Annotated in this window: 25 protein-coding genes; 8 read left to right on the forward strand and 17 right to left on the reverse strand. The window is 63.7% G+C overall.

Annotation, left to right across the window (positions count from 1 at the left end; genetic code table 11):
• Positions 1-2: 2 nt before the first annotated feature.
• The 5 genes from WA237_RS10090 to WA237_RS10110 all read right to left on the reverse strand — a co-directional run bounded on the left by WA237_RS10090 (position 3) and on the right by WA237_RS10110 (position 5,458).
• On the reverse strand, positions 3-989 hold the full coding sequence (locus tag WA237_RS10090; protein WP_336097598.1) for an ABC transporter ATP-binding protein: 987 nt from the start codon (positions 987-989) through the stop codon (positions 3-5).
• Complete coding sequence (locus WA237_RS10095) at positions 986-1,993, reverse strand: ABC transporter ATP-binding protein (protein ID WP_009814288.1); 1,008 nt, start codon at positions 1,991-1,993, stop codon at positions 986-988. The genes WA237_RS10090 and WA237_RS10095 overlap by 4 nt, the downstream gene beginning before the upstream one ends.
• A 3-nt stretch (positions 1,994-1,996) precedes the next feature.
• Entirely contained in the window at positions 1,997-2,896 is a 900-nt protein-coding gene (locus tag WA237_RS10100; RefSeq protein ID WP_009814287.1) for an ABC transporter permease, read from the reverse strand.
• 1 nt (position 2,897) lies between these two features.
• Positions 2,898-3,815: an ABC transporter permease gene (locus WA237_RS10105; RefSeq protein ID WP_009814285.1), complete on the reverse strand. Its 918-nt coding sequence runs from the start codon at positions 3,813-3,815 to the stop codon at positions 2,898-2,900.
• Between the two features lie 125 nt (positions 3,816-3,940).
• The gene (locus WA237_RS10110; protein WP_040618035.1) at positions 3,941-5,458 is read right to left on the reverse strand and encodes an ABC transporter substrate-binding protein; all 1,518 of its coding nucleotides are present in this window, start codon (positions 5,456-5,458) and stop codon (positions 3,941-3,943) included.
• Positions 5,459-5,614: 156 nt separating this feature from the next.
• Between WA237_RS10110 and WA237_RS10115 the strand changes: the two genes are divergently transcribed.
• Positions 5,615-6,388 carry an IclR family transcriptional regulator gene (locus tag WA237_RS10115; RefSeq protein WP_216014964.1) on the forward strand — a complete coding sequence of 258 codons (774 nt, stop codon included), beginning with the start codon at positions 5,615-5,617 and terminating at the stop codon, positions 6,386-6,388.
• 5 nt (positions 6,389-6,393) lie between these two features.
• On the opposite strand, the gene WA237_RS10120 is transcribed toward WA237_RS10115, so the two are convergent.
• Positions 6,394-6,801 (reverse strand): DUF6314 family protein, encoded by a 408-nt coding sequence (locus WA237_RS10120; protein ID WP_336097600.1) that lies wholly within the window; start codon positions 6,799-6,801, stop codon positions 6,394-6,396.
• An 82-nt stretch (positions 6,802-6,883) separates the two neighbouring features.
• Here WA237_RS10120 and purB point away from each other — a divergent pair, with 82 nt between their 5' ends.
• The 3 genes from purB to WA237_RS10135 all read left to right on the forward strand — a co-directional run bounded on the left by purB (position 6,884) and on the right by WA237_RS10135 (position 10,545).
• Positions 6,884-8,191, forward strand: a complete 1,308-nt coding sequence (purB, locus tag WA237_RS10125; protein ID WP_009814280.1) for an adenylosuccinate lyase — start codon at positions 6,884-6,886, stop codon at positions 8,189-8,191.
• Between the two features lie 241 nt (positions 8,192-8,432).
• Positions 8,433-9,509 carry a flagellar motor switch protein FliG gene (locus tag WA237_RS10130; RefSeq protein ID WP_420854380.1) on the forward strand — a complete coding sequence of 359 codons (1,077 nt, stop codon included), beginning with the start codon at positions 8,433-8,435 and terminating at the stop codon, positions 9,507-9,509.
• Positions 9,510-9,606: 97 nt separating this feature from the next.
• The gene (locus WA237_RS10135) at positions 9,607-10,545 is read left to right on the forward strand and encodes a lysophospholipid acyltransferase family protein (protein WP_336097601.1); all 939 of its coding nucleotides are present in this window, start codon (positions 9,607-9,609) and stop codon (positions 10,543-10,545) included.
• A gap of 41 nt (positions 10,546-10,586) precedes the next feature.
• Here the strand turns inward: WA237_RS10135 and WA237_RS10140 are convergent, their stop codons facing one another.
• Entirely contained in the window at positions 10,587-11,312 is a 726-nt protein-coding gene (locus WA237_RS10140) for a DUF1223 domain-containing protein (protein ID WP_336097602.1), read from the reverse strand.
• A 241-nt stretch (positions 11,313-11,553) separates the two neighbouring features.
• Here WA237_RS10140 and acnA point away from each other — a divergent pair, with 241 nt between their 5' ends.
• Together acnA and WA237_RS10150 are read left to right on the forward strand one after the other, a co-directional pair.
• Entirely contained in the window at positions 11,554-14,328 is a 2,775-nt protein-coding gene (gene acnA / locus WA237_RS10145; protein ID WP_336097603.1) for an aconitate hydratase AcnA, read from the forward strand.
• A 214-nt stretch (positions 14,329-14,542) separates the two neighbouring features.
• Positions 14,543-14,677: a hypothetical protein gene (locus WA237_RS10150; protein ID WP_009814275.1), complete on the forward strand. Its 135-nt coding sequence runs from the start codon at positions 14,543-14,545 to the stop codon at positions 14,675-14,677.
• A gap of 36 nt (positions 14,678-14,713) precedes the next feature.
• Here the strand turns inward: WA237_RS10150 and WA237_RS10155 are convergent, their stop codons facing one another.
• The 10 genes from WA237_RS10155 to WA237_RS10200 form a co-directional block, all read right to left on the reverse strand.
• A complete protein-coding gene (locus tag WA237_RS10155) occupies positions 14,714-15,253 on the reverse strand; it encodes a DsbE family thiol:disulfide interchange protein (protein WP_040618033.1) in 540 nt (179 codons plus the stop codon).
• Positions 15,246-15,404, reverse strand: coding sequence for a heme exporter protein CcmD (gene ccmD, locus WA237_RS10160; protein WP_216014959.1), 159 nt, complete (start codon positions 15,402-15,404; stop codon positions 15,246-15,248). Before ccmD ends, WA237_RS10155 begins: the two co-directional genes overlap by 8 nt.
• Positions 15,401-16,132, reverse strand: a complete 732-nt coding sequence (locus WA237_RS10165; RefSeq protein WP_216014958.1) for a heme ABC transporter permease — start codon at positions 16,130-16,132, stop codon at positions 15,401-15,403. The genes ccmD and WA237_RS10165 overlap by 4 nt, the downstream gene beginning before the upstream one ends.
• Positions 16,133-16,145: 13 nt before the next feature.
• Positions 16,146-16,802, reverse strand: coding sequence for a heme exporter protein CcmB (gene ccmB, locus WA237_RS10170; protein WP_216014957.1), 657 nt, complete (start codon positions 16,800-16,802; stop codon positions 16,146-16,148).
• Entirely contained in the window at positions 16,799-17,431 is a 633-nt protein-coding gene (ccmA, locus tag WA237_RS10175; protein WP_336097605.1) for a heme ABC exporter ATP-binding protein CcmA, read from the reverse strand. Before ccmA ends, ccmB begins: the two co-directional genes overlap by 4 nt.
• Positions 17,428-17,787: an Mth938-like domain-containing protein gene (locus tag WA237_RS10180; RefSeq protein ID WP_009814269.1), complete on the reverse strand. Its 360-nt coding sequence runs from the start codon at positions 17,785-17,787 to the stop codon at positions 17,428-17,430. The genes ccmA and WA237_RS10180 overlap by 4 nt, the downstream gene beginning before the upstream one ends.
• A gap of 15 nt (positions 17,788-17,802) precedes the next feature.
• Positions 17,803-18,567 carry a sulfite exporter TauE/SafE family protein gene (locus tag WA237_RS10185; RefSeq protein WP_336097608.1) on the reverse strand — a complete coding sequence of 255 codons (765 nt, stop codon included), beginning with the start codon at positions 18,565-18,567 and terminating at the stop codon, positions 17,803-17,805.
• Entirely contained in the window at positions 18,554-21,187 is a 2,634-nt protein-coding gene (gene secD, locus WA237_RS10190) for a protein translocase subunit SecD (RefSeq protein ID WP_009814267.1), read from the reverse strand. The genes WA237_RS10185 and secD overlap by 14 nt, the downstream gene beginning before the upstream one ends.
• Positions 21,188-21,299: 112 nt before the next feature.
• Entirely contained in the window at positions 21,300-21,587 is a 288-nt protein-coding gene (gene yajC / locus WA237_RS10195) for a preprotein translocase subunit YajC (RefSeq protein WP_009814266.1), read from the reverse strand.
• 189 nt (positions 21,588-21,776) lie between these two features.
• Positions 21,777-22,640 (reverse strand): MBL fold metallo-hydrolase, encoded by an 864-nt coding sequence (locus tag WA237_RS10200; protein ID WP_336097609.1) that lies wholly within the window; start codon positions 22,638-22,640, stop codon positions 21,777-21,779.
• 252 nt (positions 22,641-22,892) lie between these two features.
• On the opposite strand from WA237_RS10200, the gene WA237_RS10205 reads away from it, so the two are divergent.
• Together WA237_RS10205 and WA237_RS10210 are read left to right on the forward strand one after the other, a co-directional pair.
• Positions 22,893-23,969 (forward strand): hypothetical protein, encoded by a 1,077-nt coding sequence (locus WA237_RS10205; protein WP_216014954.1) that lies wholly within the window; start codon positions 22,893-22,895, stop codon positions 23,967-23,969.
• 32 nt (positions 23,970-24,001) lie between these two features.
• Positions 24,002-25,135 (forward strand): hypothetical protein, encoded by a 1,134-nt coding sequence (locus WA237_RS10210; protein WP_336097610.1) that lies wholly within the window; start codon positions 24,002-24,004, stop codon positions 25,133-25,135.
• Positions 25,136-25,139: the final 4 nt, after the last annotated feature.

A 25,139-nucleotide genomic window follows, 5' to 3' on the forward strand; every position in this document is an offset into this window, starting at 1 on the left:
ATTTAAGCGGCGTCCTTGTTGTACATGGGACTTTCGGGATCGTGCAGATGGCATTCGACATGGCCCGCAGGCGTGTCGATGGCGCGCGGGGCTTTGGCCGCGCAATGCTCGGTCGCCATCGGGCAGCGCGGGTGAAAGGCACAGCCAGAGGGCGGGTCGATCGGGTTGGGATAGGTGGCACCCAGCGCGGTTTCCGGCACGCCCAGCCCCGGCTCAGGCGTGAGCACCGAATTGAGCAACGCCTTGGTATAGGGGTGTTTCGGCGCTTCAAAGAGATCGGCCACCGGCGCCTCTTCGACAATCCGCCCGAGATACATCACCGCCACCCGCGTCGCCAGATGCTCGACCACCGCGAGGTCATGGCTGATGAACAGATAGGTGAGGCCAAACTCCCGGCGCAGCTCGCCCAGCAGGTTGAGGATCTGGCTCTGCACCGACACATCGAGCGCCGAGGTCGGCTCGTCGCAGATGACGATCTCGGGCCGCATGACCAGCGCCCGCGCGATGGCGACCCGCTGCCGCTGGCCGCCGGACATCTGGCTCGGATAGGTGTTCATCACCCGCTGCGGCAGACCCACCACATCGAGAATATCCTTCACCGCCTTTTGCTGGCTGGCGTTGTCGCCGATCTTGTGGACCCGCAGCGGCAGCGAAATGATGTCATAGATCGACTTGCGCGGGTTGAGCGAGCTGTAGGGATCTTGAAAGATCGGCTGCAACCGGCTCGCCAGCGCGCGCCGGTCAAGCCCATCGAGAGGCTCGCCATCCACGAGAACCTGCCCCGATGTGGGCGCTTCCAGCCCGAGCAAGAGCTTGGCCATGGTCGACTTGCCACAGCCGCTCTCGCCCACGAGGCCGAGAACCTCGCCCTTGTCGAGCGACAGGCTCACCTCGTTGACCGCTGTCAGCGGCTTGCGCTCGCCAAAGAGACCCTGCTTGACGGTATAGGTCTTCTTGACCTTGTCGAGTTTGAGAACGGGCTCACTCATACGGGCTCTCCTTCGGCGGTCTCGGCGGAGCGGGCCCCGTCGGGATGGATACAACGGAAACGATGCGCGGCATCGCCATGATGCGGGATGGCCTCGCGGCAGGCCGGCTGCGCATGGGCGCAACGGGTGCGGAAGGCACAGCCCGTGACCTCGCCGATGAGCGACGGCACGATGCCCGGAATGGTGCCGAGCGGCGCGCCGCGTTCGGTCTTGCCGGGCTGCGGGATGCAGCGCAGCAGGCCGCGCGTATAGGGATGGCTCGGCGCGGCAAAGATGTCCTTGGCCGGGCCGGTCTCGACCAGCTCACCGGCATACATCACCGCCACCTTGTCGGCGACCCGCGCCACCACGCCAAGATCATGGGTGATCAGGATCATCGCCATGTTCATCTCTTTGGTGAGATCGACCAGGAGCCGCAGAATCTGCGCCTGAATGGTCACGTCGAGCGCCGTGGTCGGCTCGTCCGCGATGAGAAGATCCGGCTCGCACATCAGCGCCAGCGCGATCATCACCCGCTGCCGCAACCCACCCGAAAGCTGATGGGGATATTGCCCCAACCGGCTCGCCGCGGCGGTGATGCCGACCTTTTCCAACAGTTCAATCGCCCGCTCGCGCGCCTTGGCCTTGCTGACCCGGCGGTGCAGCCGCAGGGTCTCGATCAGCTGATCGCCGATCGTATAGGCCGGGTTGAGCGAGGTCATCGGTTCCTGAAAGATCATCGCCATGCGGTTGCCGCGCAGATCGCGCATCACCTTGGGCGAGGCGCTGCGCAGATCGGTCTGGTCAAAGCGCATCTCGTCGGCCTCGCGCTTGATGCCCTTCGACAGAAGACCCATCACCGCCAGCGAGGTGAGCGATTTGCCCGACCCGCTTTCGCCCACGATCGACAGGGTCTCGCCCCGCTTGAGATCGAAATCAATACCGCGCACCGCATGCAGGATACCGCTCCCCGTGGGGATGGTCAGCGTCAGGTTGCGCACACTCAGAAGCGTCTCTTCGGTCATGGCTCAGCTCCGTCCTTCGGGGGCGGTGACGTCACGCAGACCGTCGCCCATGAGATTGATCGCCAGCACCAGAAGGAACAGCACCGCACCGGGGATCAGCACCAGCCAGGGCTCGAACAGCATCATGTTCTTGCCCTCGCTCACCATCAAACCCCAGCTCGGGGTCGGCGGCTGCACGCCCAGCCCGAGAAAGCTCAGCGCCGCTTCGAGCAGGATCGCATGGGCCATCTCGAGGGTGATCACCACGATCAGGTTGTTGAAGATATTGGGCATGATTTCGGTCAAGAGAATGCGCGGGGTCGAGGCGCCGATCACCTGCGCCGCCGCCACGTAATCGCGCCGGCTCACCTGCAGGGTCGAGGCCCGCATCACCACCGCGAACCGGTCCCAGAGCAACAGCCCCAGCACACAGATCACCACGGTAAGCGACCCGCCAAGGATCGCCACCACCGCCAGCGCCACGAGAACCACCGGCATCGCGAGGCGTACGTTGATGAGAAAGGTCACCACCGCATCGACCTTGCCGCCGAAATAGCCCGCCGCGACGCCCATCGCGGTGCCGATGACACCGGAAATCAGCGCCGCCACCGCCCCGATCAGAAGCGACACCCGCGCGCCATAGATCAGACGGCTGAGGTAATCGCGGCCCAGATGGTCGGTGCCGAGCGGATGCTCCCATGTGCCGCCAAGGAAGACGGGCGGCGCCATGCGTTTCATCAGGCTCTGCGCATAGGGATCATGCGGCGCCAGCACCGGCGCGAGGATCGCCACCAGAACCAGCAGGCCAACGATGCCCATGCCAAAGATGAGGCCCTTATGCCCCCGCGCCCGTGCCTTGAGCATTTCGCGCGGGGTCGGCCCTTGGATTTCCGCCGTGAGGGGATCTGTCACATCACTGCTCATATCAGCTACTCCGCATACGGGGGTCGAGCCAGGCGTTGAGAACGTCGGCCAGGAAGGTGAAAACGATGTAGAACATCGAGAAAACGAGGATCAGCGCCTGCACCGTCGGCAGGTCATTGCGGGCGATGCTCTCCCAGGCGAGGTAGCCCGCGCCATGCAGCGCAAAGACGCTCTCGACCACGATCGAGCCGCCCAGCATAAAGCCCATCTGCACTGCCGCGAGGCTCACCACCGGGATGATCGCGTTGCGCAGCGCGTGTTTGAACAAAACCCGCCCCTCGCCCGCGCCCTTGGCCCGTGCCGTGCGGATGTAATCCGAATTGAGAACATCGAGCATCCCGGCCCGCGTCAGCCGCATGATGGCGGGCATCGCGTAATAGCCGAGCACCACGGTCGGCATGATGAAATGTTTCCAGCTCGCGGCCCCCGAAGGCGGCAGCCAGCCGAGCGTGATCGAAAAGATCACGATCAGGATCAGACCGAACCAGAAGGACGGCATCGCCTGCCCCGCCACCGACAGGAACAGCGCCACCCGGTCGATGAGCGAATTGGGCCGGATCGCCGCCACCACGCCCAGCGGCACGGCGGTCAGCAGCGCAAAGCTGATGCCACAGACACCGAGCAGCATGGTCACCTGCAGCCGCTCCGCGATGAGCGACGCCACCGGCAGCTTGAAATAGTAACTTTCCCCGAAATCGCCCTGCACGGCAGACAAGAGCCATTCGCCATATTGCACCAGCATCGGCCGGTCGAACCCATAGAGCCGCCGGATCGCTTCGACATCTTCGCCGCTGGCGGTCTCGCCCGCGAGCGCCGCCGCCGGATCACCCGACAGGAAGAGCAGCGAGAAGCTGATGAAACTGACGGTAAAGGCCACAAGCAACGCGAGGCCCAGACGTTTCAGGATGAAAGGTAACATTTGATAAACCTCGAACTGCACATGACACCACCCGCCGCCTGGCCCTTGGGGCCAGACCTGAAGAGAGGCATCACATGGTCAGGGGATAAGGGGCGCGACCAGGCGCGCCCCTCGCGGTTTGGATCTTACTTCCAGCTCATGTCGACGAACCGCAGCACCTCATCAGGTGTCGGGGTGTAATCGACCTCGCCGGTGAAGACGTAGTTGGTGTTATAGGTGAACATCGGCGCCCAATAGGCCTCTTGCGTGATCTTCTGGATCGCCTTGGTGTAATACTCGATCCGCTCGTCCGGGTTGGTCGAGCTGTCGGCCACGTTGAGCCATTCGAGCACCTCGTCGTCGCGCGTCGAATCGAGCGCGCCGTGCTTGAAGAACTGGCTGACCATGGCCGAGGCGTCGTTGATCGAATAGCTGCCCCAGGTCTGGAACGAGATCGGCACTTCGCCATTCATGTTGAGCTCGCGCAGCGCCGAATATTGCAGCATCTTGAAATCGGTCTGGATGCCGACGGCGTTGAGATAGCTGGCAATCGCCTCGGCATATTGCCGGTCGCGATAGGCGTAGAACTCGATGGTGAACCCATCGGGATAGCCCGCCTCGGCCAGCAGCGCCTTGGCCTTCTCCGGATCGTACTCATATTCGGTCACGTCCTGGATACAGCCGAACTGGCTCGGGAAGCAGGGGGTATAAACCACCTTGCTCTTGCCCTTGAGCAGCGCATCGACAAGCTCTTGACGGTTGATCGCGTGGTTGATCGCCTGACGCACCTTGAGCTTGGTGAACGGGTTGTCCTCACCGCTGCGACCGGCCGAATCCATCTGCAGGTAACCGACCCGCATGGTCGATTCATTGGCGACGGTGAACTGGTCCATCGTGGCGAGCTTTTCCGCCTGATCCGACGGCACCTGCCAGATCAGATCGAGCGAGCCCGAGAACAGCTCGGCCATCTGCGTGTTCACATCCGGGATGGTGCGGATGTCGATCTTGGCAATCTCCGGCTGGCCCTTGGGGCTGTCGTGATAGCTCTCATTGGCCTCCAGCACGAAATGCTGGCCCGGCACCACTTCGGTCACCTTATAGGGGCCGGTGCCCACGGGCTTGAGACCCATGCCCGAGGGTCCGGCCTCGGCGTAATATTCATTCGGGTACATCGACACCGGACCCGACAGGAATTCGATCGCCGCCGGGAACTTGTCCTTGAGCAGGATGCGCACGGTGTAATCATCGACCTTCTCGGCCGATTTCATCCAGTTCACATTGCGCTGCGTCTTGACGCCGTTTTCTTCCTTGGCGACGTAATTGACCGTGAACACCACGTCATCGGCGTTGAACGCTTCGCCGTTGTGGAACGTCACCCCTTCGCGCAGCTTGAGCTCGAGCGTGGTGTCGTCGATCCACTCCCAGCTGGTCGCGAGGTTGCCGATATATTCGTTGGTCTCGGGATCGCGATAGATCAGACCGTCCCAGATCGCCCGCTGCAACACGACGCCTTCGCGCGACGAGTTGAAATAGCTGTCGACGTTCTCGAGCTCTTTGGTGAAGGCCACGTTAAGCGTGCCCGAGGCCTTGTCGGCCAGGGCAGGCATCGCGGTGCTGGCAGCCAGCGCAGCAATGGCAGTGGTCTTGAAAAGGAAAGTTTTCATGTCGGCTCCCTGTGGGTGGCAGTTTTTTGACGGGATGTCGAGTATCACTATTTGACACACAGCATCGTTATATGATCAAGTTAAGCGGAAGAGTCCCGCACCCGTCAAGGGTTTTTGCGGATCATGTCGGGGCTCAATTGGGGGGAGACTTAAAATATGGGCGAAGAGACCGCGCAAAAGCACAGCTCACTTTACGCAGGCACGCTGGCCAAAGGGCTGAAATTGCTCCGCGCTTTCGACGAATCTCATGCCAGCCTGTCGCTCTCGGAACTGGTGCAGCGCACCGGGCTGCAAAAAAGCGCGGTTCAGCGCCTCGCCCACACGCTTCATGTCGAGGGCATGCTCGACCGTGACAGCGCGACCCGGCGATTCCGTCCCTCTCATGCCTGGCTCGAACTGGCCTATGCCTATTACTGGTCCGATCCGATCATCGCCCGGGCGCTGCCGAAACTGGTGGAACTGTCGCAGCAGATCGGCGAGACGGTGAACCTCGCGCAGATGTCGGGCAATCACATCATCTACGCGCTGCGCCTGCCCTCGCAGCGCACACATTTCGCCGCCTCCATCGTCGGCCGCCGGGTGCCCGCGCTCTGCACCGCCTCGGGCCGGGTGATGCTCTCGACCTGGGCCGAAGAGGACCGCTGGCAGGCGGTCGAAACCTGGGAGGTGCACCCCTATACGCATAAGACGATCACCGACCGCGACGCGATCAACGCCGATATCGTCGAATGCCGCCGCAACGGCTATGCGCTCACCCGCGATCAGGTGATCCTCAATGAAATCAGCCTCGCCGCCCCGATCACCGGCCCCGGCGGCCGCTCCGAGGCGGCGGTGCAGGTCTCGGTCTCCGGGCTCAGCTATGATTTTGACGAGGTCCGCGCCCGCATCCTGCCCGCCGTGCTCGACACCGCCAATGGCATCCTCGCCTAAACGGCTCAGCCGCGCCTGTAGAGGCTCCGCATCTCATAATCCTTGCGCGGCCCCCGCACTTGCCAGCGCACGGTGAACTCGGGCCAGCGGCCGAACTCATAGGCCACGTCATATTGATCGGGATCGCACCAATGGCCGGTCTCACCGCCCTCAGGCGGCACCTGATGGAAGAACCGCCCATCGTCGAACCACACCGTCAGATCGTCACGCCACAGATAGCGCCGCTCGGCCTGCATCGCGGGCTGGCCGGGGATCTGCAACAGCCCCCGCTCCTCATAGCGCAGCCCCTCGGGATCGGGCCGCCACATCGCCTCCCCGGCAAAGCGCGCCCGCCCGCCATCCGCCTGAACGATCTCGCGCGAAAGCTGCCAAACCCCTTCGAAATCCGCCAAAACACGGGCAAAACGACCCACTTTCGCGCTCCTGCCTTGTTCCTTTGGGCGCACGGGTCTAAACCCCGCAGCAACCCATCCATCACCACAGGACACCGCTAGCATGATTCCCCGCTATTCGCGCCCCGAAATGGTTGCCGTCTGGTCGCCCGAGACCAAATTCCGCATCTGGTACGAGATCGAGGCCCATGCCTGTGACGCCATGGCCGATCTCGGCGTGATCCCCCGCGAAAACGCCGAGGCCGTGTGGAAGGCCAAGGACGTGGAATTCGATGTCGCCCGGATCGACGAAATCGAAGCCGTGACCAAGCATGACGTCATCGCCTTCCTGACCCATCTCGCCGAACATGTGGGCTCGGAAGAGGCGCGGTTCGTGCATCAGGGGATGACCTCCTCCGATGTGCTCGACACCTGCCTCAACGTGCAGCTGGTGCGCGCCGCCGACATCCTGCTCGCCGATATGGACAAGCTGCTCGCCGCGCTCAAGAAACGCGCGATGGAGCACAAGAACACCGTGCGCGTCGGCCGCAGCCACGGCATCCATGCCGAACCCACCACCATGGGGCTCACCTTCGCCCGCTTCTATGCCGAGATGGACCGCAACAAGCGCCGCCTCGAACAGGCCCGCGAAGAGATCGCCACCGGCGCCATCTCGGGCGCGGTCGGCACCTTCGCCAATATCGACCCCCGGGTCGAGGAACATGTCTGCGCCAAGCTCGGCCTCTCGCCCGAGCCGATCTCGACCCAGGTGATCCCGCGCGACCGCCACGCGATGTTCTTTGCCGTGCTCGGCGTCATCGCCTCGTCGATCGAAAACGTCGCCATCGAAATCCGCCACATGCAGCGCACCGAAGTGCTCGAAGGGGCGGAATTCTTCTCGATGGGCCAAAAGGGCTCGTCGGCCATGCCGCACAAGAAGAACCCGGTGCTGACCGAAAACCTCACCGGCCTCGCCCGTCTCGTGCGGATGACGGTGATCCCGGCGATGGAAAACGTGGCGCTCTGGCACGAGCGCGACATCTCGCACAGCTCGGTCGAGCGCGGCATCGGCCCCGACGCCACCGTGACGCTCGATTTCGCGCTGAACCGGCTGACCGGCGTCATCGACAAGATGCTGATCTTCCCCGAGAACATGCTCGACAACATGAATAAATTCCCCGGCCTGGTGATGAGCCAGCGGGTGCTCCTCGCCCTGACCCAGGCCGGTGTCAGCCGCGAAGACGCCTATTCCATGGTGCAGCGCAACGCGCTCAAGGTCTGGGAAGAGCGTCTCGACTTCCAGGAACTTCTGCTCGCCGATGCCGAGGTTGTCGCCGCGCTGGGCGAAGACGGCATCCGCGCCAAATTCGACATGGACTACCACACCAAACATGTCGACACGATCTTTGGCCGAGTCTTCGGCGAGAGCTGATCCCACCCGACCGACCAAACCCAGGGGCCGCCTCTTAGGGCGGCCCTTTTGCGTCTCCGAAACGCCCCCGCGCCCGAACCGAGGGGTGGGCGCAAGCGCCCGCCCCGTGGGGGCGGTTCGGGCGCTGCCAAATCTCCGATTTGGCCCGGATACAACCCGCGACCGGGCGTCCCCCGCCCCCCCAAACCCGTTAGGCGATTTTTCACCCTTGGCCCCTAGTCTGAGCCGGAACCAGACGAGGATGACCATGGGCTCACCGACATCGCTGGCGCAGATCGAGGGCAGCACCGCGCCCCTGCGTCCTGCCGCCCACCTGACCCGCCGACAAAAGGCCGCGATCATCGTGCGCTTCCTGCTCAAGGAAGGCGCCGAATTGCGCCTCGCCGACCTGCCCGAACCGCTGCAGGAAAGCCTGACCACCCAGATGGGCGCAATGCGCTATGTCGACCGCGAAACGCTCATCGCGGTGCTCGGCGAATTCGCGTCCGAGCTTGAGGCGATGGGCCTCATCTTCCCGCATGGCGTCGCCGGCGCGCTCTCGGAACTGGGCGGCAGGCTCTCGCCCCAGACCGCCTCGCGCCTGCGCAAGGAGGCGGGCGTGCGGCAGATGGGCGACCCGTGGGATCAGGTCCGCAAGGCCGAGCTTTCGGAACTCGCCCCGCTCATTCAGGCCGAATGCACCGAAGTGGCCGCCGTGCTCCTGTCGAAACTCGAGGTGACCCGCGCCGCCGAACTCTTGGGCAAACTGCCCGGCGAAACCGCCCGCCGCATCACCTATGCCGTGTCGCAGACCGAGGCGGTGAACCCGGTCGCCGTCGAACGCATCGGCATGGCCCTCGCCGCGCAGCTCGCCGACAAGCCGGTGATGGCCTTTGCCGACGGGCCGGTGGAACGGGTGGGCGCGATCCTCAATTCCTCGCTCTCCTCGCTGCGCGACGATGTGCTGTCGGGGCTCGAAGAAGAGGACCGCGATTTCGCCGAACAGGTGCGCAAGGCGATCTTTACCTTCGCCCATATCCCCGAGCGGCTCGGCACCGCCGATGTGCCGCGCGTGTTGCGCGAGGTCGATCAGACCCGGCTCGTCACCGCGCTCGCCGCCGCCGGACCGGCCGGGCTCGACAATGTCGCGGAATTCCTGCTGTCGAACATGTCGAAACGCATGTCGGAAAACCTCCGCGAGGCGATGCAGGAGATGGGCACCGTCCGCCCCCGCACCGGCGAGGAGGCGATGACCGAGGTGATCAACGCCATCCGCCGCCTCGACGCGGCGGGCGAAATCTCCCTCGTCACCCCGCAAGACGACGATGAGGAGGAGTGACCCGGTCTGCCGCAGATCCCACCGCTGATCACCGCGCTTGTCCCCGTGTCCCGTCCGCTTTATGTCGGGGCCAGTGAACAACAAGGCGGCCAAGCCCATGTCCAAAGACCCGTTTCTCCCCCGCGCCAGCGAATATGTGGTGAACCTCGTGCTGCGTGGGCTGATCGGGCTGGCGCTTCTCTTGCCCTACCGGACCCGCGTGCCGGTGATGGGCTGGATCACCGCGCGCCTTGTCGCGCCGCTGGCGGGTTATGGCAAACGGGTGCGCGAAAACCTCGCCCAGGTGCGCCCCGATCTCAGCCCCGCCGAGGTCAATCGCCTCGTCCGCTGGGTGCCCGACAATGCCGGGCGCAACATGATCGAGATGTATTCGACCCGCGATTTCATCGAGACCGCGCGCCAATCCACCGTCTCCGGCCCCGGCATGGAGGCGATCCGCAAGGCCCGCGCCGAGAACCGCCCGGTGATCTTTGTCACCGGCCATTTCGGCAGTTTCAACGCCGCCCGCATCGCGATGATCGAACAGGGGTTCGAAATGGGCGTCTTCTACCGCCCGCTCAAGAACCGCTATTTCAACGTCCATTACACCCAGGTCATGGACGCGCTGAGCCAGCCGATGTTCGAACAGGGCAAACGCGGCATGGTCGCCATGGTCAAACATCTGCGCAAAGGCGGCGTGCTGGCCATTCTCAACGATCTCAACGCGCAGGACGGCGTGCCGCTCGATTTCTTCGGCCAGCCCGCGCTGACCTCGCTCGTCACCGCCGAGCTGGCGCTGAAATATGACGCGCCGCTGGTCCCGGTCTGGGGCATCCGCCGCCCCGACGGCCTCCATTTCGACATCCATGTCGAGGCCCCCATCGCCCATGGCGACCCGGTCGAGATGACGCGCGAATTCAACGACCGGCTCGAGGCGCAGGTGCGCGATCACATGGACCAATGGTTCTGGATTCACCGCCGCTGGAAGGATGGCACCGGCGATCTCGCCGAGGCCCGCGCCCGCCATATGCAGGACCGTCGCAATACCGACGCGTAACCGACGCGCCACCGACGTGACATTTTCAGGTTAACTTCGGGTTATTTGGCGATCTGCGCCGCCGCGATCCGACCCAGCCCGGCGCGCTGCACCACCACCACGACCGGCCCATCCCCCGGCGCCTTGGCGTTCAGCGACAGCGGCGTATTGCCCTGCCATTGCGCGATCCGGGTGATCCCGGTGACCACATTGGCATAGGTGAAATCATGCCCGGCATTCTCGCCCCGGGTGATCTTGACCGGGCTTTCAGGCCGGTAGGACACCAGCTGCACATCCCAGCTCTGCCCCGCCCCGCTCACATCGCGCGCGGTGATCTGCAACGCCCGCCCCGCCCGCGTCACATGAAGCCGCACCTGCGCCGGTTTCGCCTGATGCGCCGCAATCAAGGCCTGCACATCCTGCGGCCGATTGCCGACCACATCTTCCTGCCCGTTGATGATCATCTGCGGCGTATAGACCATGCGCCGCCCGGCGACCTTGGCATATTTACGCTGCCGCGCCGTATAGGCGGGATCGGCGAAAATATCCTTCCAGCCGATGTAATCCCAATAATCCACATGCAGCGCCAGCGCGATCACATCGTCGCGCTTGGCCAGCTCATGCAGATACTCATCCGCCGGCGGGCAAGAGGAACAGCCCTGCGAGGTAAAGAGCTCGACCACCACGGCCCGGCCCTGCGCCTGCGCCGCCGATCCCGCGCCAAGGCCCAGAACCAGAGGAAGGGCCAGAGCCAGTCCACACGCTATCGATCTCCATCCTCGCGCCATGCGCCGCTCCGTTCCTTGGTCAGTCTGCTCTATATCACATTGGGCTTTTGCCCTCTGGAAAACCTAGCGTCAAACGGCGCGTGAAACCAATCACGCCTGCGCGATGCCTTGTGACAGCCCGCAAGGCGCTTGAAATTGTGTACACTCGTATACAATTTGCGCTCAGACCCCTTGATCGCTTGCCGCAAATCAGTCAGAAGCAACCCAAGCCAGAGCCATTCCCAGCCGGAAGGAGATCCCAATGCCCATTACCGTTGGTCAGGACACCGCCAAGACGCGCAAGCAACTCACGGTCGGTAGCCAATCCGTATCCTATTACTCCATCGCCGCCGCCGAGGCCGCAGGTCTGGGCGATTTTTCGCGCCTGCCCGCCGCGCTCAAGGTGGTGCTCGAAAACATGCTGCGTTTCGAGGACGGCAAGACCGTCACCACCGATGACATCAAGGCCTTTGCCGATTGGGCAGAGAAAGGCGGCAAGAACCCGCGCGAGATCGCCTATCGTCCGGCCCGTGTCTTGATGCAGGATTTCACCGGCGTTCCGGCGGTGGTCGATCTGGCCGCGATGCGCGACGGGATCAAGGCGCTGGGCGGCGACGCGCAGAAGATCAACCCGCTCAACCCCGTCGATCTGGTCATCGACCACTCGGTAATGATCGACGAGTTCGGCAATCCGCGCGCGTTCCAGATGAACGTCGACCGCGAATATGAACGCAACATGGAGCGTTACCAGTTCCTCAAATGGGGCCAAGGCGCGTTCAACAACTTCCGCGTCGTGCCCCCCGGCACCGGCATCTGCCACCAGGTGAACCTCGAATATCTGGCCCAGACCGTCTGGACCGATGTCGACCAGGACGGCACCGAAGTGGCCTATCCCGACACGCTCGTCGGCACCGACAGCCACACCACCATGGTCAATGGCGCGGCGGTTCTCGGCTGGGGCGTCGGCGGCATCGAGGCCGAAGCGGCCATGCTCGGCCAGCCGATTTCGATGCTCATCCCCGAAGTCGTGGGCTTTGAGCTCACCGGCCAGATGGTCGAAGGCACCACCGCCACCGACCTCGTGCTCAAGGTCGTGGAAATGCTGCGCGAAAAGGGCGTGGTCGGCAAATTCGTCGAATTCTACGGCGCCGGTCTCGACAACCTGCCGCTGGCCGACCGTGCCACCATCGGCAACATGGCGCCCGAATACGGCGCGACCTGTGGCTTCTTCCCGATCGATCAGGAAACCCTGCGCTATCTGGAACTCACCGGCCGCGACAAGGACCGCATCGCGCTGGTCGAAGCCTATGCCAAGGAAAACGGCATGTGGCGCGGCGCCGATTACGCGCCGGTCTATACCGACACGCTGAGCCTCGACATGGGCACCGTGGTGCCCGCCATCTCCGGCCCGAAACGCCCGCAGGACCATATCGCGCTCGACGTGGCCGCCACCGAGTTCGGCAAATGGGTCAAGGGCTTCCGCGAAGGCCGTGACGCCGGCGAGCGGGCCGAGATCCGCTGGGAAGGTGAGGGCGGACAGCCTGAACCGGCCGAGATCCCCGGCGACGAAGGCCACCATCAGCGCGGCTATGTGCCCACCGATGACGGCCATTATCAGCTCCACGACGGCTCGATCGTGATCGCCTCGATCACCTCCTGCACCAACACGTCGAACCCCTATGTGATGATCGGCGCGGGCCTCGTCGCCCGCAAGGCGCGCGAACTGGGACTCAACCGCAAACCTTGGGTGAAAACCTCGCTCGCCCCGGGCAGCCAGGTCGTGTCGGAATATCTCGAGGCCGCCGGGCTTCAGGAGGATCTCGACGCCATCGGCTTCAACCTCGTGGGCTATGGCTGCACCACCTGCATCGGCAACTCCGGCCCGCTGGCGCCCGAGATTTCCAAATGCATCAATGATTACGACCTGATCGGCGTCTCGGTGCTCTCGGGCAACCGCAACTTCGAAGGCCGTATCTCGCCCGACGTGCGCGCCAACTACCTCGCCTCGCCGCCGCTGGTGGTGGCCTATGCGCTGGCTGGCGACATGAATGTCGACGTCACCAAAGACCCGCTCGGCACCGACAAGGACGGCAACCCGGTCTATCTCAAGGACATCTGGCCCACCTCCAAGGAAATCGCCGATCTGGTGCAAAAGACCGTCACCCGCGACGCCTTCCAGTCGAAATATGCCGATGTCTTCAAAGGCGACGAGAAATGGCAGGCGGTCGAGACCTCCGAGGGCGAGACCTATGACTGGCCGCCGCAATCGACCTATGTGCAGAACCCGCCCTATTTCCAAGGCATGTCCAAGGATCCCGGCACGATCTCGAACATCGAAGGCGCACGCGTCCTCGCGGTTCTGGGCGACATGGTCACCACCGACCACATCAGCCCCGCCGGTTCGTTCAAGGAAACCACCCCGGCCGGTCAATATCTGATCGACCGTCAGGTGCCCGTGCGCGAGTTTAACTCCTACGGCTCGCGCCGCGGCAACCACGAGGTCATGATGCGCGGCACTTTCGCCAATATCCGTATCAAGAACGAGATGCTGGATGGGGTCGAAGGCGGCTACACCAAAGGCCCCGATGGCCAACAGACGGCCATCTACGACGCCGCCATGGCCTATCAGGCCCAAGGCACGCCGCTCGTCGTCTTCGGCGGTGAACAATATGGCGCCGGGTCGAGCCGTGACTGGGCCGCGAAGGGCACCGCGCTTCTGGGCGTCAAGGCCGTCATCGCCGAGAACTTCGAGCGCATCCACCGTTCGAACCTCGTCGGCATGGGCGTTATCCCCTTCGAATTCACCGGTGGCGACACGCGCAAGACGCTCGGCCTCACCGGCGAAGAAGAGGTCTCGATCCACGGCCTCGACACGATCAAGCCGCAGCAGGAAGTGCCCTGCACGATCAAGATGGCCGATGGCAGCACCAAGGAAATCACTCTCAAGTGCCGCATCGATACCGCCATCGAGATCGAATATATCGAACATGGCGGCGTGCTGCATTACGTGCTGCGCAACCTCGCCAAATCGGCCTGATCGCCGCGTCACCCGACGCCGCATCCTGAAAAACACGAAACCCCCGGTTCCACACCGGGGGTTTTTTCATGGGGGATTGCCGCGCAAGGCCACGCTGGATTTCGCTCAAGGAGGCCCGAAGGGGGCCCAAGGGGGAATGTCGTGCGCAGATGCCCACTTCTTTTTTTCCCGCCCTGCCCCATGTCTTAGGACAAGCAGATAAGGAAAAACAAAAATGCGCTGGTTCTTGATTACCGCTCAGGCGGCCGCCCTCGTCATCCTCGCCGTTGTCGGCGCACAGGGCGACGCCGCCAACACCCATGATTGCCGGGCGAGCGACGAGGTGAGCCATCTACAATGCGATTATTGAGCCGTCCGAACCGGGTTTAACCGATCTTAACCGGTCTCACTCCGCCAAGGCCCGGTCGAGAGCGGGGCGAAACCGCTGCTCGTAATCACTGCCGACCAGAGGCCCGGCAAAGCGAAAGAGAACCGTGCCATCGCGGCCGATGATAAAGGTCTCGGGCGGCGCGGTGACGCCCCAATCAATGGCGGTGCGCCCTTTCGGGTCATAGCTCACGCCAAAGAACGGATCGCCATCCCGGTCGAGATAGCCATTGGCCTGATCCGCCTCATCCTTGAAATTCACCCCACCAACGCGCAAGCCCTCTTGGGCCAGCGCCTTGAGCGTCGGGTGCTCGGCCCGGCAGGGCGGGCACCAGGAGGCCCAGAAATTCACGATGGTGACCTCACCGCTGCGCAGATCGGCATCGGTCAGCGGCGCCCGCCCCGGCAGCGCCTCGGACGGCAGCGGCGGCGCCTCGCGCCCGACAAAGACCGAGGGCAGCGCATCGGGATCGTCACGCATCATGCCGACGAGAAACAGCCCCGCAATCGCCGCGAAAATCAGCGGCGGCGCCGCCATCAAGGGAGAGATCCTAGCCATCCTGCCTGCTCCGTTTCTCAACTGTCTCAAGCTCGGCCCGCACCCGGCGCGCCCGCGCCACGCTGAGCACCACCAGCGCCACGATCAACGCGAGCGACGCCCCGTAAGAGGCCAGAACCTCGACCGCGTATTTGCCCAGATCCGGCATCATTTCATCCGCTCCCGTGCCAGCAGGACGCGCATCCGCCGCGCCCGGATTTCCGTCCCAGTCCGCATCAGGACCAGCGCCACGAACAACAGGACAAACCCCGCGATACAGACCAGCAGCGGGATATAGAACACATCCGCCACGTTCTCTTCCTTGTCGAGGCTGAGCGACGCCCCCTGATGAAGCCCCTGATTCCAGAAATTCACCGCATAGCGGCTCAGCACCGCAAAGACCGATCCCACCAGACAGAGGATCGAGGTCAGATCGGCGGCGCTGTCATCATCCTCGATCGCGGCCCAAAGGGCGATATAGCCGAGGTAGAACAGGAACAGGATCAAAAACGAGGTGAGCCGCGGGTCCCAGGCCCACCATGTGCCCCACATCGGCTGGCCCCAGATCGCCCCGGTCACCAGCCCGATCACCGTCATCACCGCGCCCACCGGGGCGGCGGCCCGGGCGGCCAGCGCGCTCACATGGTGGCGGCGGATGATCCAGATGAGCGAGGCCACCAGCATCATGAACCAGGCGCTGATCGCCATCATGGCGGCGGGCACGTGCAGATAGATGATCTTGACCGTCGCGCCAAAGCGTTCGGCATCGGGCGTCAGGAAATAGCCCCAGAACAGCCCGACACCCAGGCACAGCGCCGCCAGCCCCGCCACCCAGGGCAAGAGCCGCTCTGACGTGTCGATGAATTTCTTCGGGTTGGCATATTGCCAGATCGCGTTCATGGGCACCGTCCGGTCATCTGAGATTCACCCTCAATACCGCAGCCGAGGCAAAGGGTAAAAGCGCGATTGCGCCGCAGGTGATCCCGGCCAGCAGCAATAACGGGGTTGTGACCGCGCCGCCCTCGCTCGCCCGCCGCACCATATCCGCCCCAAAGATGAGGCTCGGCACATAGAGCGGCAGCACCAGCAGGCTCAGCAGCAGCCCACCGCGCTTGACCCCCACCGTCAGCGCCGCGCCAAAGGCGCCGATCACCGACAGCGCCGGCGTGCCAACGGCGAGCGACAGGGTGAGCGCGCCATAGGCCTCGGGCGCAAGGTTGAGCAAGATCCCCAGCACCGGCGCCAGCAGCACCAGCGGCAGCCCGGTGGTCAGCCAATGCGCCAGCGCCTTGGCGATGATCACCATCTCGAGAGGCAGCGGCGCGGTGGCCAGAAGGTCGAGCGTGCCATCCTCCCAATCGAGCGCGAACATCCGGTCGAGCGACAAGAGGCACGCCAGCAGCGCGCCAAGCCAAAGCACCCCGGGCGCAATGGCGCTATGCAGATCGGCCCGCGGCCCCACCGCAAAGGGCACCAGAACCACCACGATCAGGAAAAACGCCATGGCAAGGCCAAAGCCGCCCCCGGCCCGCATCGCCAGCCGCAGATCCCTTAGCAGCAGCGCCCTCATGCAAAGGCCTCGTCGAAATCGTCGGGCGCGGGCGGCGCGGCGCGGTACTGGCTCACATCCATGTGCTCGACCGGCGCGAGGCCGAGGTCGATATGGGTGGCGATGATCGCCGCCCCGCCTTGATCCAGATGCGCGCGCACGGCGCTGGCAAAGAGCCCGGTCGCCTCTTGGTCGAGCGAAACGGTCGGCTCATCCAAGAGCCAGAGCTTGCGCCCCGCCACGATGAGCCGCGCCAGACCCAGCCGCCGCTTTTGCCCGGCCGACAGGCTCGCCGCCATCCGGTCGCGCAGCCGGTCGAGATCAAAGGTCCTGAGCGCCTGCTCGATGCCGCTGGTGCCGAAAATCTCGGCCCAGAACCGCAGGTTCTCGGCCACGCTTAATGTGGGTTTCACCCCGTCGAGATGCCCGGCGAGCACGATGTCGTCCGGCTCGGCCTCAAGGGTACCGTCGCGCGGCGGTTGCAGCCCCGCAAGCGTCCGCAAAAGGCTCGTCTTGCCGCTGCCATTCGGCCCGCGCAGGACCAGCGCACTGCCCGGCATGATCCGCAGATCGACGCCATCAAGCAGGCCGACCCCGCCCCGCCCGACGCTGAGCGCGCGCGTTTCCAGCAAGGGCCGCGCGTCACTCATCCGCCAACCGGAAGCAACGCCGCCGCCACCCGACGACCTTCCGACAGCAGAACGTTATAGGTCCGGCAGGCCGCGTCCGACGCCATGATCTCGGCCCCGATCCCCGCCGCCTCAAGCTCTGAACGCAGCCCGGCGGGCAGCGGCGCAATCTCGCCCCCGGTGCCGATGAACACCACATCCACCTGCCCCGCCAGCGCCAAGAGCGTCGCGGCATCCTCGAGCCCGCCCCAAGGCTTTGCGCCCTGTTCGGTCACGAGGATCGCCCCCTCCATCACCTGCCCGCCAACCCGGAAAAACCCCGGCCCATAGCCGTCAATCGGGGTCGCAGAGGTGAATGTGATCTCATTGAGTTGCATGGTGCGCTCCTTGGCTCAGATCATGCTCCAGATCGGCAGCCCGCTCAACACCGCAAGCCCGATCACCGTCAGCGCCAGCGCGCGATAGGTCTTCTCAAGCTTCGGATCAAACAGCGCCTGCCCGATCATCGTGGTGATGAAATAGGGCACGGCCAGCACCACCGCCAGCCAGACGATATTCATCTCCACCGTCCCGGAGATGAGCAGATTGGCCACGATCACCACATCCAGCGCCGCGAGAAACAGGATCGTATTGGCCCGCACCGACTGCGCCACCGCCTGCCCCGACAGGTAAAACAGAATGACCATCGGCCCGGTGAGCCCGGTCAGCCCGCCCATCAGCCCGGCCAGCGCCCCGATGACCAACAGACCACCGCGCCCCACCGTGCCAGTAAACCGCCAGCCCGAGACGAGCAGCGCCAGCGTGCCGCCCGCGATCACCGCCACGGTCCAGCGCACCACATCCGCGTCAAGCTGGGTGATGAGCCAGAGCCCCACCGGCACCGTCGGCAAGGCCGCCAGCACCAGCCAGCCGACCTCGGCCCGGTCCCCCTGCCGCCAGGCGCGGGGCAGCAGCGCCGCCGTCGAAAACACCCCGGTGATCACGATGGTGCCGACCACCTGCGCCGGCGCGAGGAACATCCCCGCCACCGGCACAAAGATCAGCGCCGTGCCAAAGCCCGCAAAGCCCCGGACGAGCCCCGCGATAGCCATCGCCAGCGCCAGCCACGCGATCCCCGGCAGGCCGAAGACCGCAAGCAATGCCTCAGGCATCGACATTGGCAAATTGCGTGCCGGCATTGCCATCGGGCTTGGACCAGTCACGCTTGACGCCAAGCTTGAGCAGGATGGTCGAGGCCACGAAGACCGACGAATAGGTCCCGACAATCACGCCCCAGATCATCGCAAAGACAAAGCCACGGATGACATCGCCGCCGAGGAAATAGAGCGCCACCAGCGCCAGAAGCGTGGTGACCGAGGTCATCATCGTCCGGCTCAGCGTCTCGTTGATCGACAGGTTGAGAACCTCGCCAAGCTGCTTTTTCTTGTATTTGCGCAGGTTTTCACGGACCCGGTCAAACACCACCACCGTATCGTTGAGCGAATAGCCCACGATGGTCAAAAGCGCCGCGATAATGGCCAGGTCGAACTGGATCTGGAAGATCGCAAAGACCCCGATGGTCAACACCACGTCATGGACGAGCGCCGCCACCGCGCCCAAGGCGAACTGCCATTCAAAGCGCAGCCAGATATAGACAAGCACCGCGCCGATCGCGAGCATCACGGCAATCACCGCCGTGGTGATCAGCTCGCCCGACACTTTCGGGCCGACGCTCTCGACGGAGGTGAACTTGATATCTGGCACCGCCGCAGCCAGCGCCGCCTCGACGCTGTTGATCAGCTCGGCGGTGACGCTCTCCTGATCGTCCTGGGCCTGAATGCGCACCATGGCGACATTCTGATCGGGGGCAAAGGTCGGATCGAACACTTCGGTGATGGTCACATCGCCGAGGCCAAGCTCTTCGATGGCGCCGCGATAGGTGCCGATGTCGATACTCTCGGCGCTCTCGGTGCGGATCGTCGTGCCGCCCCGGAAATCGATGCCAAAGTTGAGCCCCTGCGCCCCAAAAGAGGTGACCGCCACGAGGATCATCAGAACCGACGCCCCGATCGAGAGCTTCCAGCGCCGGAAGAAATCCCAATTGGTGACCTGCGGCACAAGCTTGAGCGACCGCCCCTGCAGCACCGACTTGGGCCGCTTGCGGTCATACCACATCACCACCAAGAGCCGCGTCACATAGATCGCGGTAAAGAGCGAGGTGATGATGCCGAGCCCCAGCGTGATCGAAAAGCCGCGCACCGGACCCGACCCCATGACAAAGAGGATCACGGCGGTGATGAACGTGGTGATATTGGCATCCACAATCGCCGAGAGCGCCTTTTCATAGCCAAGCTCGATGGCCCGAGCCGGGCCCTTGGCCGTTGCCATTTCCTCACGGATACGCTCAAAAATAAGCACGTTGGCATCCACCGCCATCCCGATGGTGAGCACGATCCCCGCGATCCCCGGCAGGGTCAGCGTCGCCCCGATCAGGCTCAGCAGGCCAAAGATCAGCCCGACGTTCACGATGAGCGCGATATTGGCAAAGAGGCCAAACCGGCCATAGCTCGCCCACATAAAGGCCAGCACCAGCGCGAAGGCCACGAAACAGGCGATCTTGCCCGCCTCGATACTGTCGGCGCCAAGCTCTGGGCCGATGGTCCGCTCTTCGAGGAAATCGAGCCCCGCCGGCAGCGCCCCGGCACGCAGCAGAACCGCGAGATTGGTGGTCTCTTCCACGGTGAACTGACCGGTGATGATGCCCGAACCGCCCGGAATATGGCTCTGGATCACCGGCGCGCTGATCACCTCGCCGTCGAGAACGATGGCAAAGGGATTGCCGATATTCTCGGCGGTGTAATTGCCGAATTTCCGCGCGCCCGTGGTGTTGAACCGGAAGGACACGGCAGGCCGCCCGTTCTGGTCGAAATCGGGCTGCGCATCGACGAGCTCTTCACCGGTCACAACCGGCGCCCGTTCCAGAATGTAATACACCCCCTCTTCGTCGAGCGAGGGCAGGATTTCATTGCCCGCGCCGGGGCGTTCATTGGCATTGCTCGTGCGGCTCACCACCGGCTGGAATGTGAGCTTTGCCGTGGTGCCGATGATCGCCTTGAGCTCTTCGGCACTGCCGATGCCCGGCACCTGGATCAGGATACGCTCGGCGCCTTGGCGCTGAATGGTCGGCTCGCGCGTGCCGACCTCGTCGATCCGGCGGCGGATGATTTCGAGCGCCTGACGCACGGTCCGCTCGTCGGTGGCGCGCTGTTCGGCCTCGCTGAGCCGCACCACGACACTGTCGCCCCGCGCGCTCACCTCGATATCGTTCGATCCGGCCCCGGTCAGCGATGTGACGGGCCGTGCCAGCCCGCGCACCAGCGTCACCGCTTGGCTCACCGCCTCGGGCTTTTGCACCAGCTGCACGACAAGCTCTTCGGCATTTTCTTGCTGCAGGCGGATCGCGCCGACCTCGCCGCGATTGTCCCGCAGCAGGTCGCGCACTTCGGGCCACATGGCCTCGAGCCGCGCCTGATAGACCTCTTGCACCCGCACTTCGACGAGAAGATGCGCACCGCCGCGCAGATCGAGCCCGAGATTGACCAGCCCCGAGGGCAGCCAGGTCGGCCATTGCGCCAGCTCGTCGCTGACGCTCGCCGGGTCCGCCCCCTGCTCGACCAGCTTGGCCGCGTCATTATGCGTCTCGACCCTGTTGTAGAACCCGTTCGGCGCGGCCAGCAGAAGTCCGATGAGAACCACGCCCCAGATGAGAATACGTTTCCACAGATCAATCTTCAGCATGATGCAGGCTTTCGGGCAGTGTCAGAATGTCAGGGTCGCGCGACGCCCGTGGCGCCGCAGGCCCCGGCGCTGCGGATCATCCGCGCGCAGGGGCCCCGGGATCAGCTTTGGATCAGCTTTCCGCCGGTTCGGTCTTCGAACGCACTTCCGAAATGGCATGGCGCAGCACGCGCACTTTGACATTCGGGGCCAGCTCGACCTCAAGCTCACCATCCTGCACGCGCGACACTTTGCCGATGAGACCGCCTTGGGTCACGACGCGGTCGCCCTTGCGCAGGGCTTCGACCATCGCGCGATGCTCTTTGACCTTCTTCTGCTGCGGCCGGATGAGCAGGAAATACATGATCGCGAAGATCAGGATGAGGGGTAGAAACTGGGCCAATGCGTTGCCGCCTTCCATAGGAATTCTCCTTGTCCGATGAAGGGCGTGTCCGCCCGGGAATTTGCGGGGAACCTATGGCCGCGCGGGCCTATTTGCAAGGCGCGAAAACGCCGCTCTGGCGGGGCTCGGACACACTGTCGCAATACCGACGTAATGCCGACGTCCTGCCGACATGGCGTTTTTCGGCCCCATCCCGCAGTCGCGGCCTCAGAGTTTGTTGACCGGCACCTTCAGAACCATGTTGCCATCCTTGTCGCGCGGCACGTCCCCGGCCCGCATATTGACTTGTAGCGAGGGGATGATGAGCTTGGGCATCGACAGCGTCTTGTCGCGATCTTCTCTCATCTTTACAAAGGCTTCGCGGCTCACGCCCTGGCCCACATGGATGTTGTTCTCGCGCTCTTCGCGCACCGTGGTCTGATATTGCACCTCACGCCCACCCGGCCCGTAATCATGGCACATGAAGAGCCGTGTTTCGTCCTCAAGGCTCAGCACCCGCATGATCGAATCATAGAGCACCCCAGCATCCCCTCCCGGAAAATCCGCCCGCGCCGACCCCCCATCCGGCATGAAGAGGGTATCGCCAACAAAGGCTGCATTTCCAATGACATGCGTCATGCAAGCGGGGGTATGACCGGGGGTCAGCAGGGCAAAAGCCCGCAGCTGTCCGATGCTGTATTCGTCGCCATCCTTGAGCAGCCGATCGAACTGCGACCCGTCGCGCTGAAACTCGGTGCCCTCGTTGAACACCTTGCCGAATGTCTCCTGCACCTCGATGATTTTCTCGCTGGTCATCACCTGCCCACCCAGCGCGTCCTGAATATAAGGCGCCGCCGACAGGTGATCGGCATGGACATGGGTCTCGATCAGCCATTGCAGCTCGAGCCCCTTGTCGCGGATATGCGCGATGATCGCATCCGCCCCGTCAAAGGCGATCCGCCCCGCCGCGTAATCGAGATCGAGCACGCTGTCGATCACCGCGCAGGCGGCACTCTCGGGGTCCTTGACCACATAGCTGAACGTGTTCGAGGCCTCATCGAAAAACGCTGTGACCTCAGTGGTTTGGCTCATGTCTTGGCGTGTCATATCGCTTGATCTCACTCGCTCTCGTTGCGCCGCATCATACATGCAGCCGGCTGAATATGTCACGCGAATTGCCCGCGCCTCCGTCCCTCACAGGTTTTTCCGCCCCGAGGGGATCAAACCGTTTCAATGACATGCAATCCTGCATATATTGAACGGGATAACGACTGACGAAGAGGGCCGAGGCGGCATGATCCGCCCGCCTGAACGGATTGTAACCTAAGGTATATAGGGGGGCATATGGCCGATCTTGAAACACAAATGCGCGAAAGCCAGGCTCAGGTCGAAGAGGCCCAGGCCAAGATCGAAGCCATCACCAGCCGCATCCAGAGCGCCCGACAGAAACTCGGCAGCGAGCAAGCGGCCGAATTCGACATCGAAAACGCCACGCTCGAGGATGTCCATGCCCATACCGAGGTGATGAACGCCAATATCGCCGAGCTGATCATGGGGCTCGACGATGTCACCGCCGCCTTTTCCCGCGATTTCGACGAAATGCGCACCAAGACCGGCTGGGAAAGCTTTGTCGGCATCTTCTCCAAGGCAAAATCCGACAGCATGCGCCAGGACCGGATGCGCACCGCCAGCATTGACGACAAGCTGCAGGATCTGATCTCCAAATCCGACGTGATCACCCAGCTGCTCGAAGGCCAGCTCGCGGTGCTCGAAGACCAGAAACAAAAGGTCGAAGCCAACCTGACCGAGACCCTGGACGACCGCGAATTCACCGTGCAAGAGCTCGAAACCGTGCGCACCGAGATCAAGGCGCTCGACCCCGAGATCATCAAGCTCGAAAACGCCATCGCCAGCGAGACCGACGCCGCCGCCCGCACCAAGCTCGAGACCCAGCTCGCCGAGCTCAACACCAGATACAACGCCATGGTGCAGGACGAACAGGTCAAGCTCGCCAAGTCGCAAACCCTTGAACGCTATATCGAAAAGGGCAAAACATGGGTCGACAGCCTGCAAAATCAGGCGGCGACACAGATGGTGCTGATCAACAAGCTGCAGACCGACACCAAACAGCGGGTCGTGCTCTATGATGCGCTGACCAAATCGCTCAAAACCGCCCAGCAACAGGACGTCGCCCACCGCATCAACGAGATCGGCGTCAAGACCGACCAAGAGGCGCAATCCGCCATGGCCGGGATCGGCGCGGCCACCAATCAGAAAATGGCCGACATGCTCGAGGCGCATGAGGATCACATGGTCTTTGCCCGCGACGTGCTCGAGGCCAAGGCCAAGGCCGACGAACGGTTTGCCCGCCGGTTTCAGGATATTGTCGAGAAACATGACAAGAACCTTTATGGCGCCTGAGCTGCGCGTCCTGACCGGGGATGAGGCCGCCCATGGCTAGGGCACCGACCGCAGAAGACCACAAGGCGCTGCGCGACCTTCGGGCGTCAAGGCGCTATTTCGCGACCTTTCGGCAGATTCTCGACCATCTGCCACGGGTCGCCGCCGATATGCGCGCCCGCAACCAGCTCTCCGAGCCCGAGATCGAAATCCTCGCGACCTATCTCACCCAGCTCGGCCACACGTTTCACGCCCTGTCGATGAAATACCTGCTGGTCGGGCGCGACACCGGCCGCCCGGTGCCGCCGCTGACGCTCGACACGCAGGACAGCGGCTTTCCGGTGTTCAACGAGCTGCTGATCATGGCCAATGACGCGCAGCAGGCCGCCACCCATCTCGACAATATGCCGGGGGCCGAGACGCTCAAACGGCAGATGGTCGATCAGATCGTGGCCGAGCGTGACATCCCCACCCGGCTGCAATTCGCGCTGGCACAACGGCTTTATTATCAAGAGCTTGCGCGGGGCGAACTGTTCTGGGCCCAGAATGATCCCCGCGCCATAGTGCTCTATGACCGGGGCAATACCGGCACCCGTCCCCGGCTGCTGATCCATTGGGCGGTCTATGACAGTCAGGTCAACCTGCCCACCATCTACCTGATGGAGCTCGAGGACAGCGGCCGTACGCCGCTTTTGCGCGACACCCGGCGCTGGCCCGAGGTGCAGGCCCATCTCATGGGGCAGGCGCTCGGCGGGCTCAAACTTTTGACCATCGCCAAGGGTTTCGACGACAGTTTCGACGATCTGCACCCGAAATCCCTGCGCCGCCTGCATCTCGGCCCGCTCTACGCCCATGGCTACACCCGGCAGAGCGGCCCACTCCACGAGGTGCTCTCCGAGGCTGCCGCCAGCGTGGATCAGACCTGGGCGCTGGCCTGGACCGACGAGATCCTGCAGAGCGAACGGGTGATAGAGGAACGCGCCGGCTGGTTCGGCACGGTGGAACGCGAAGTCTTCGCGCTCGATCCCTTTTCCGGGCGCGGGGCCGACATCGGCGCCACCCGCATGGACCGGAGCATCATCCTGCCCGAACGCCCCTATCAGGTGCTGACCGAGAAATCCCCGCCGGGCTTTGCCCAGGTGACCAAATATGTGGTGGGCACCGCGGGCCGCGTGCTGCGCTACTAGGCGC

Source organism: Roseovarius sp. CH_XMU1461, from assembly GCF_037027165.1.
GTDB classification, from domain to species: domain Bacteria; phylum Pseudomonadota; class Alphaproteobacteria; order Rhodobacterales; family Rhodobacteraceae; genus Roseovarius; species Roseovarius nubinhibens.

Coding starts and splice junctions, on each gene's coding strand:
- WA237_RS10095 (WP_009814288.1), bottom strand. CDS start 1,993: ATGACCGAAGAGACGCTTCTGAGTGTGCGCAACCTGACGCTGACCATC.
- WA237_RS10100 (WP_009814287.1), bottom strand. CDS start 2,896: ATGAGCAGTGATGTGACAGATCCCCTCACGGCGGAAATCCAAGGGCCG.
- purB (WP_009814280.1), top strand. CDS start 6,884: ATGATTCCCCGCTATTCGCGCCCCGAAATGGTTGCCGTCTGGTCGCCC.
- WA237_RS10210 (WP_336097610.1), top strand. CDS start 24,002: ATGGCTAGGGCACCGACCGCAGAAGACCACAAGGCGCTGCGCGACCTT.
- WA237_RS10165 (WP_216014958.1), bottom strand. CDS start 16,132: ATGAACGCGATCTGGCAATATGCCAACCCGAAGAAATTCATCGACACG.
- WA237_RS10130 (WP_420854380.1), top strand. CDS start 8,433: ATGACCATGGGCTCACCGACATCGCTGGCGCAGATCGAGGGCAGCACC.
- ccmA (WP_336097605.1), bottom strand. CDS start 17,431: ATGAGTGACGCGCGGCCCTTGCTGGAAACGCGCGCGCTCAGCGTCGGG.
- WA237_RS10150 (WP_009814275.1), top strand. CDS start 14,543: ATGCGCTGGTTCTTGATTACCGCTCAGGCGGCCGCCCTCGTCATCCTC.
- yajC (WP_009814266.1), bottom strand. CDS start 21,587: ATGGAAGGCGGCAACGCATTGGCCCAGTTTCTACCCCTCATCCTGATC.
- WA237_RS10110 (WP_040618035.1), bottom strand. CDS start 5,458: ATGAAAACTTTCCTTTTCAAGACCACTGCCATTGCTGCGCTGGCTGCC.
- ccmD (WP_216014959.1), bottom strand. CDS start 15,404: ATGATGCCGGATCTGGGCAAATACGCGGTCGAGGTTCTGGCCTCTTAC.
- acnA (WP_336097603.1), top strand. CDS start 11,554: ATGCCCATTACCGTTGGTCAGGACACCGCCAAGACGCGCAAGCAACTC.
- WA237_RS10135 (WP_336097601.1), top strand. CDS start 9,607: ATGTCCAAAGACCCGTTTCTCCCCCGCGCCAGCGAATATGTGGTGAAC.
- WA237_RS10115 (WP_216014964.1), top strand. CDS start 5,615: ATGGGCGAAGAGACCGCGCAAAAGCACAGCTCACTTTACGCAGGCACG.
- WA237_RS10090 (WP_336097598.1), bottom strand. CDS start 989: ATGAGTGAGCCCGTTCTCAAACTCGACAAGGTCAAGAAGACCTATACC.
- WA237_RS10180 (WP_009814269.1), bottom strand. CDS start 17,787: ATGCAACTCAATGAGATCACATTCACCTCTGCGACCCCGATTGACGGC.
- WA237_RS10155 (WP_040618033.1), bottom strand. CDS start 15,253: ATGGCTAGGATCTCTCCCTTGATGGCGGCGCCGCCGCTGATTTTCGCG.
- WA237_RS10205 (WP_216014954.1), top strand. CDS start 22,893: ATGGCCGATCTTGAAACACAAATGCGCGAAAGCCAGGCTCAGGTCGAA.
- WA237_RS10105 (WP_009814285.1), bottom strand. CDS start 3,815: ATGTTACCTTTCATCCTGAAACGTCTGGGCCTCGCGTTGCTTGTGGCC.
- WA237_RS10140 (WP_336097602.1), bottom strand. CDS start 11,312: ATGGCGCGAGGATGGAGATCGATAGCGTGTGGACTGGCTCTGGCCCTT.
- WA237_RS10185 (WP_336097608.1), bottom strand. CDS start 18,567: ATGTCGATGCCTGAGGCATTGCTTGCGGTCTTCGGCCTGCCGGGGATC.
- secD (WP_009814267.1), bottom strand. CDS start 21,187: ATGCTGAAGATTGATCTGTGGAAACGTATTCTCATCTGGGGCGTGGTT.
- WA237_RS10200 (WP_336097609.1), bottom strand. CDS start 22,640: ATGAGCCAAACCACTGAGGTCACAGCGTTTTTCGATGAGGCCTCGAAC.
- ccmB (WP_216014957.1), bottom strand. CDS start 16,802: ATGAGGGCGCTGCTGCTAAGGGATCTGCGGCTGGCGATGCGGGCCGGG.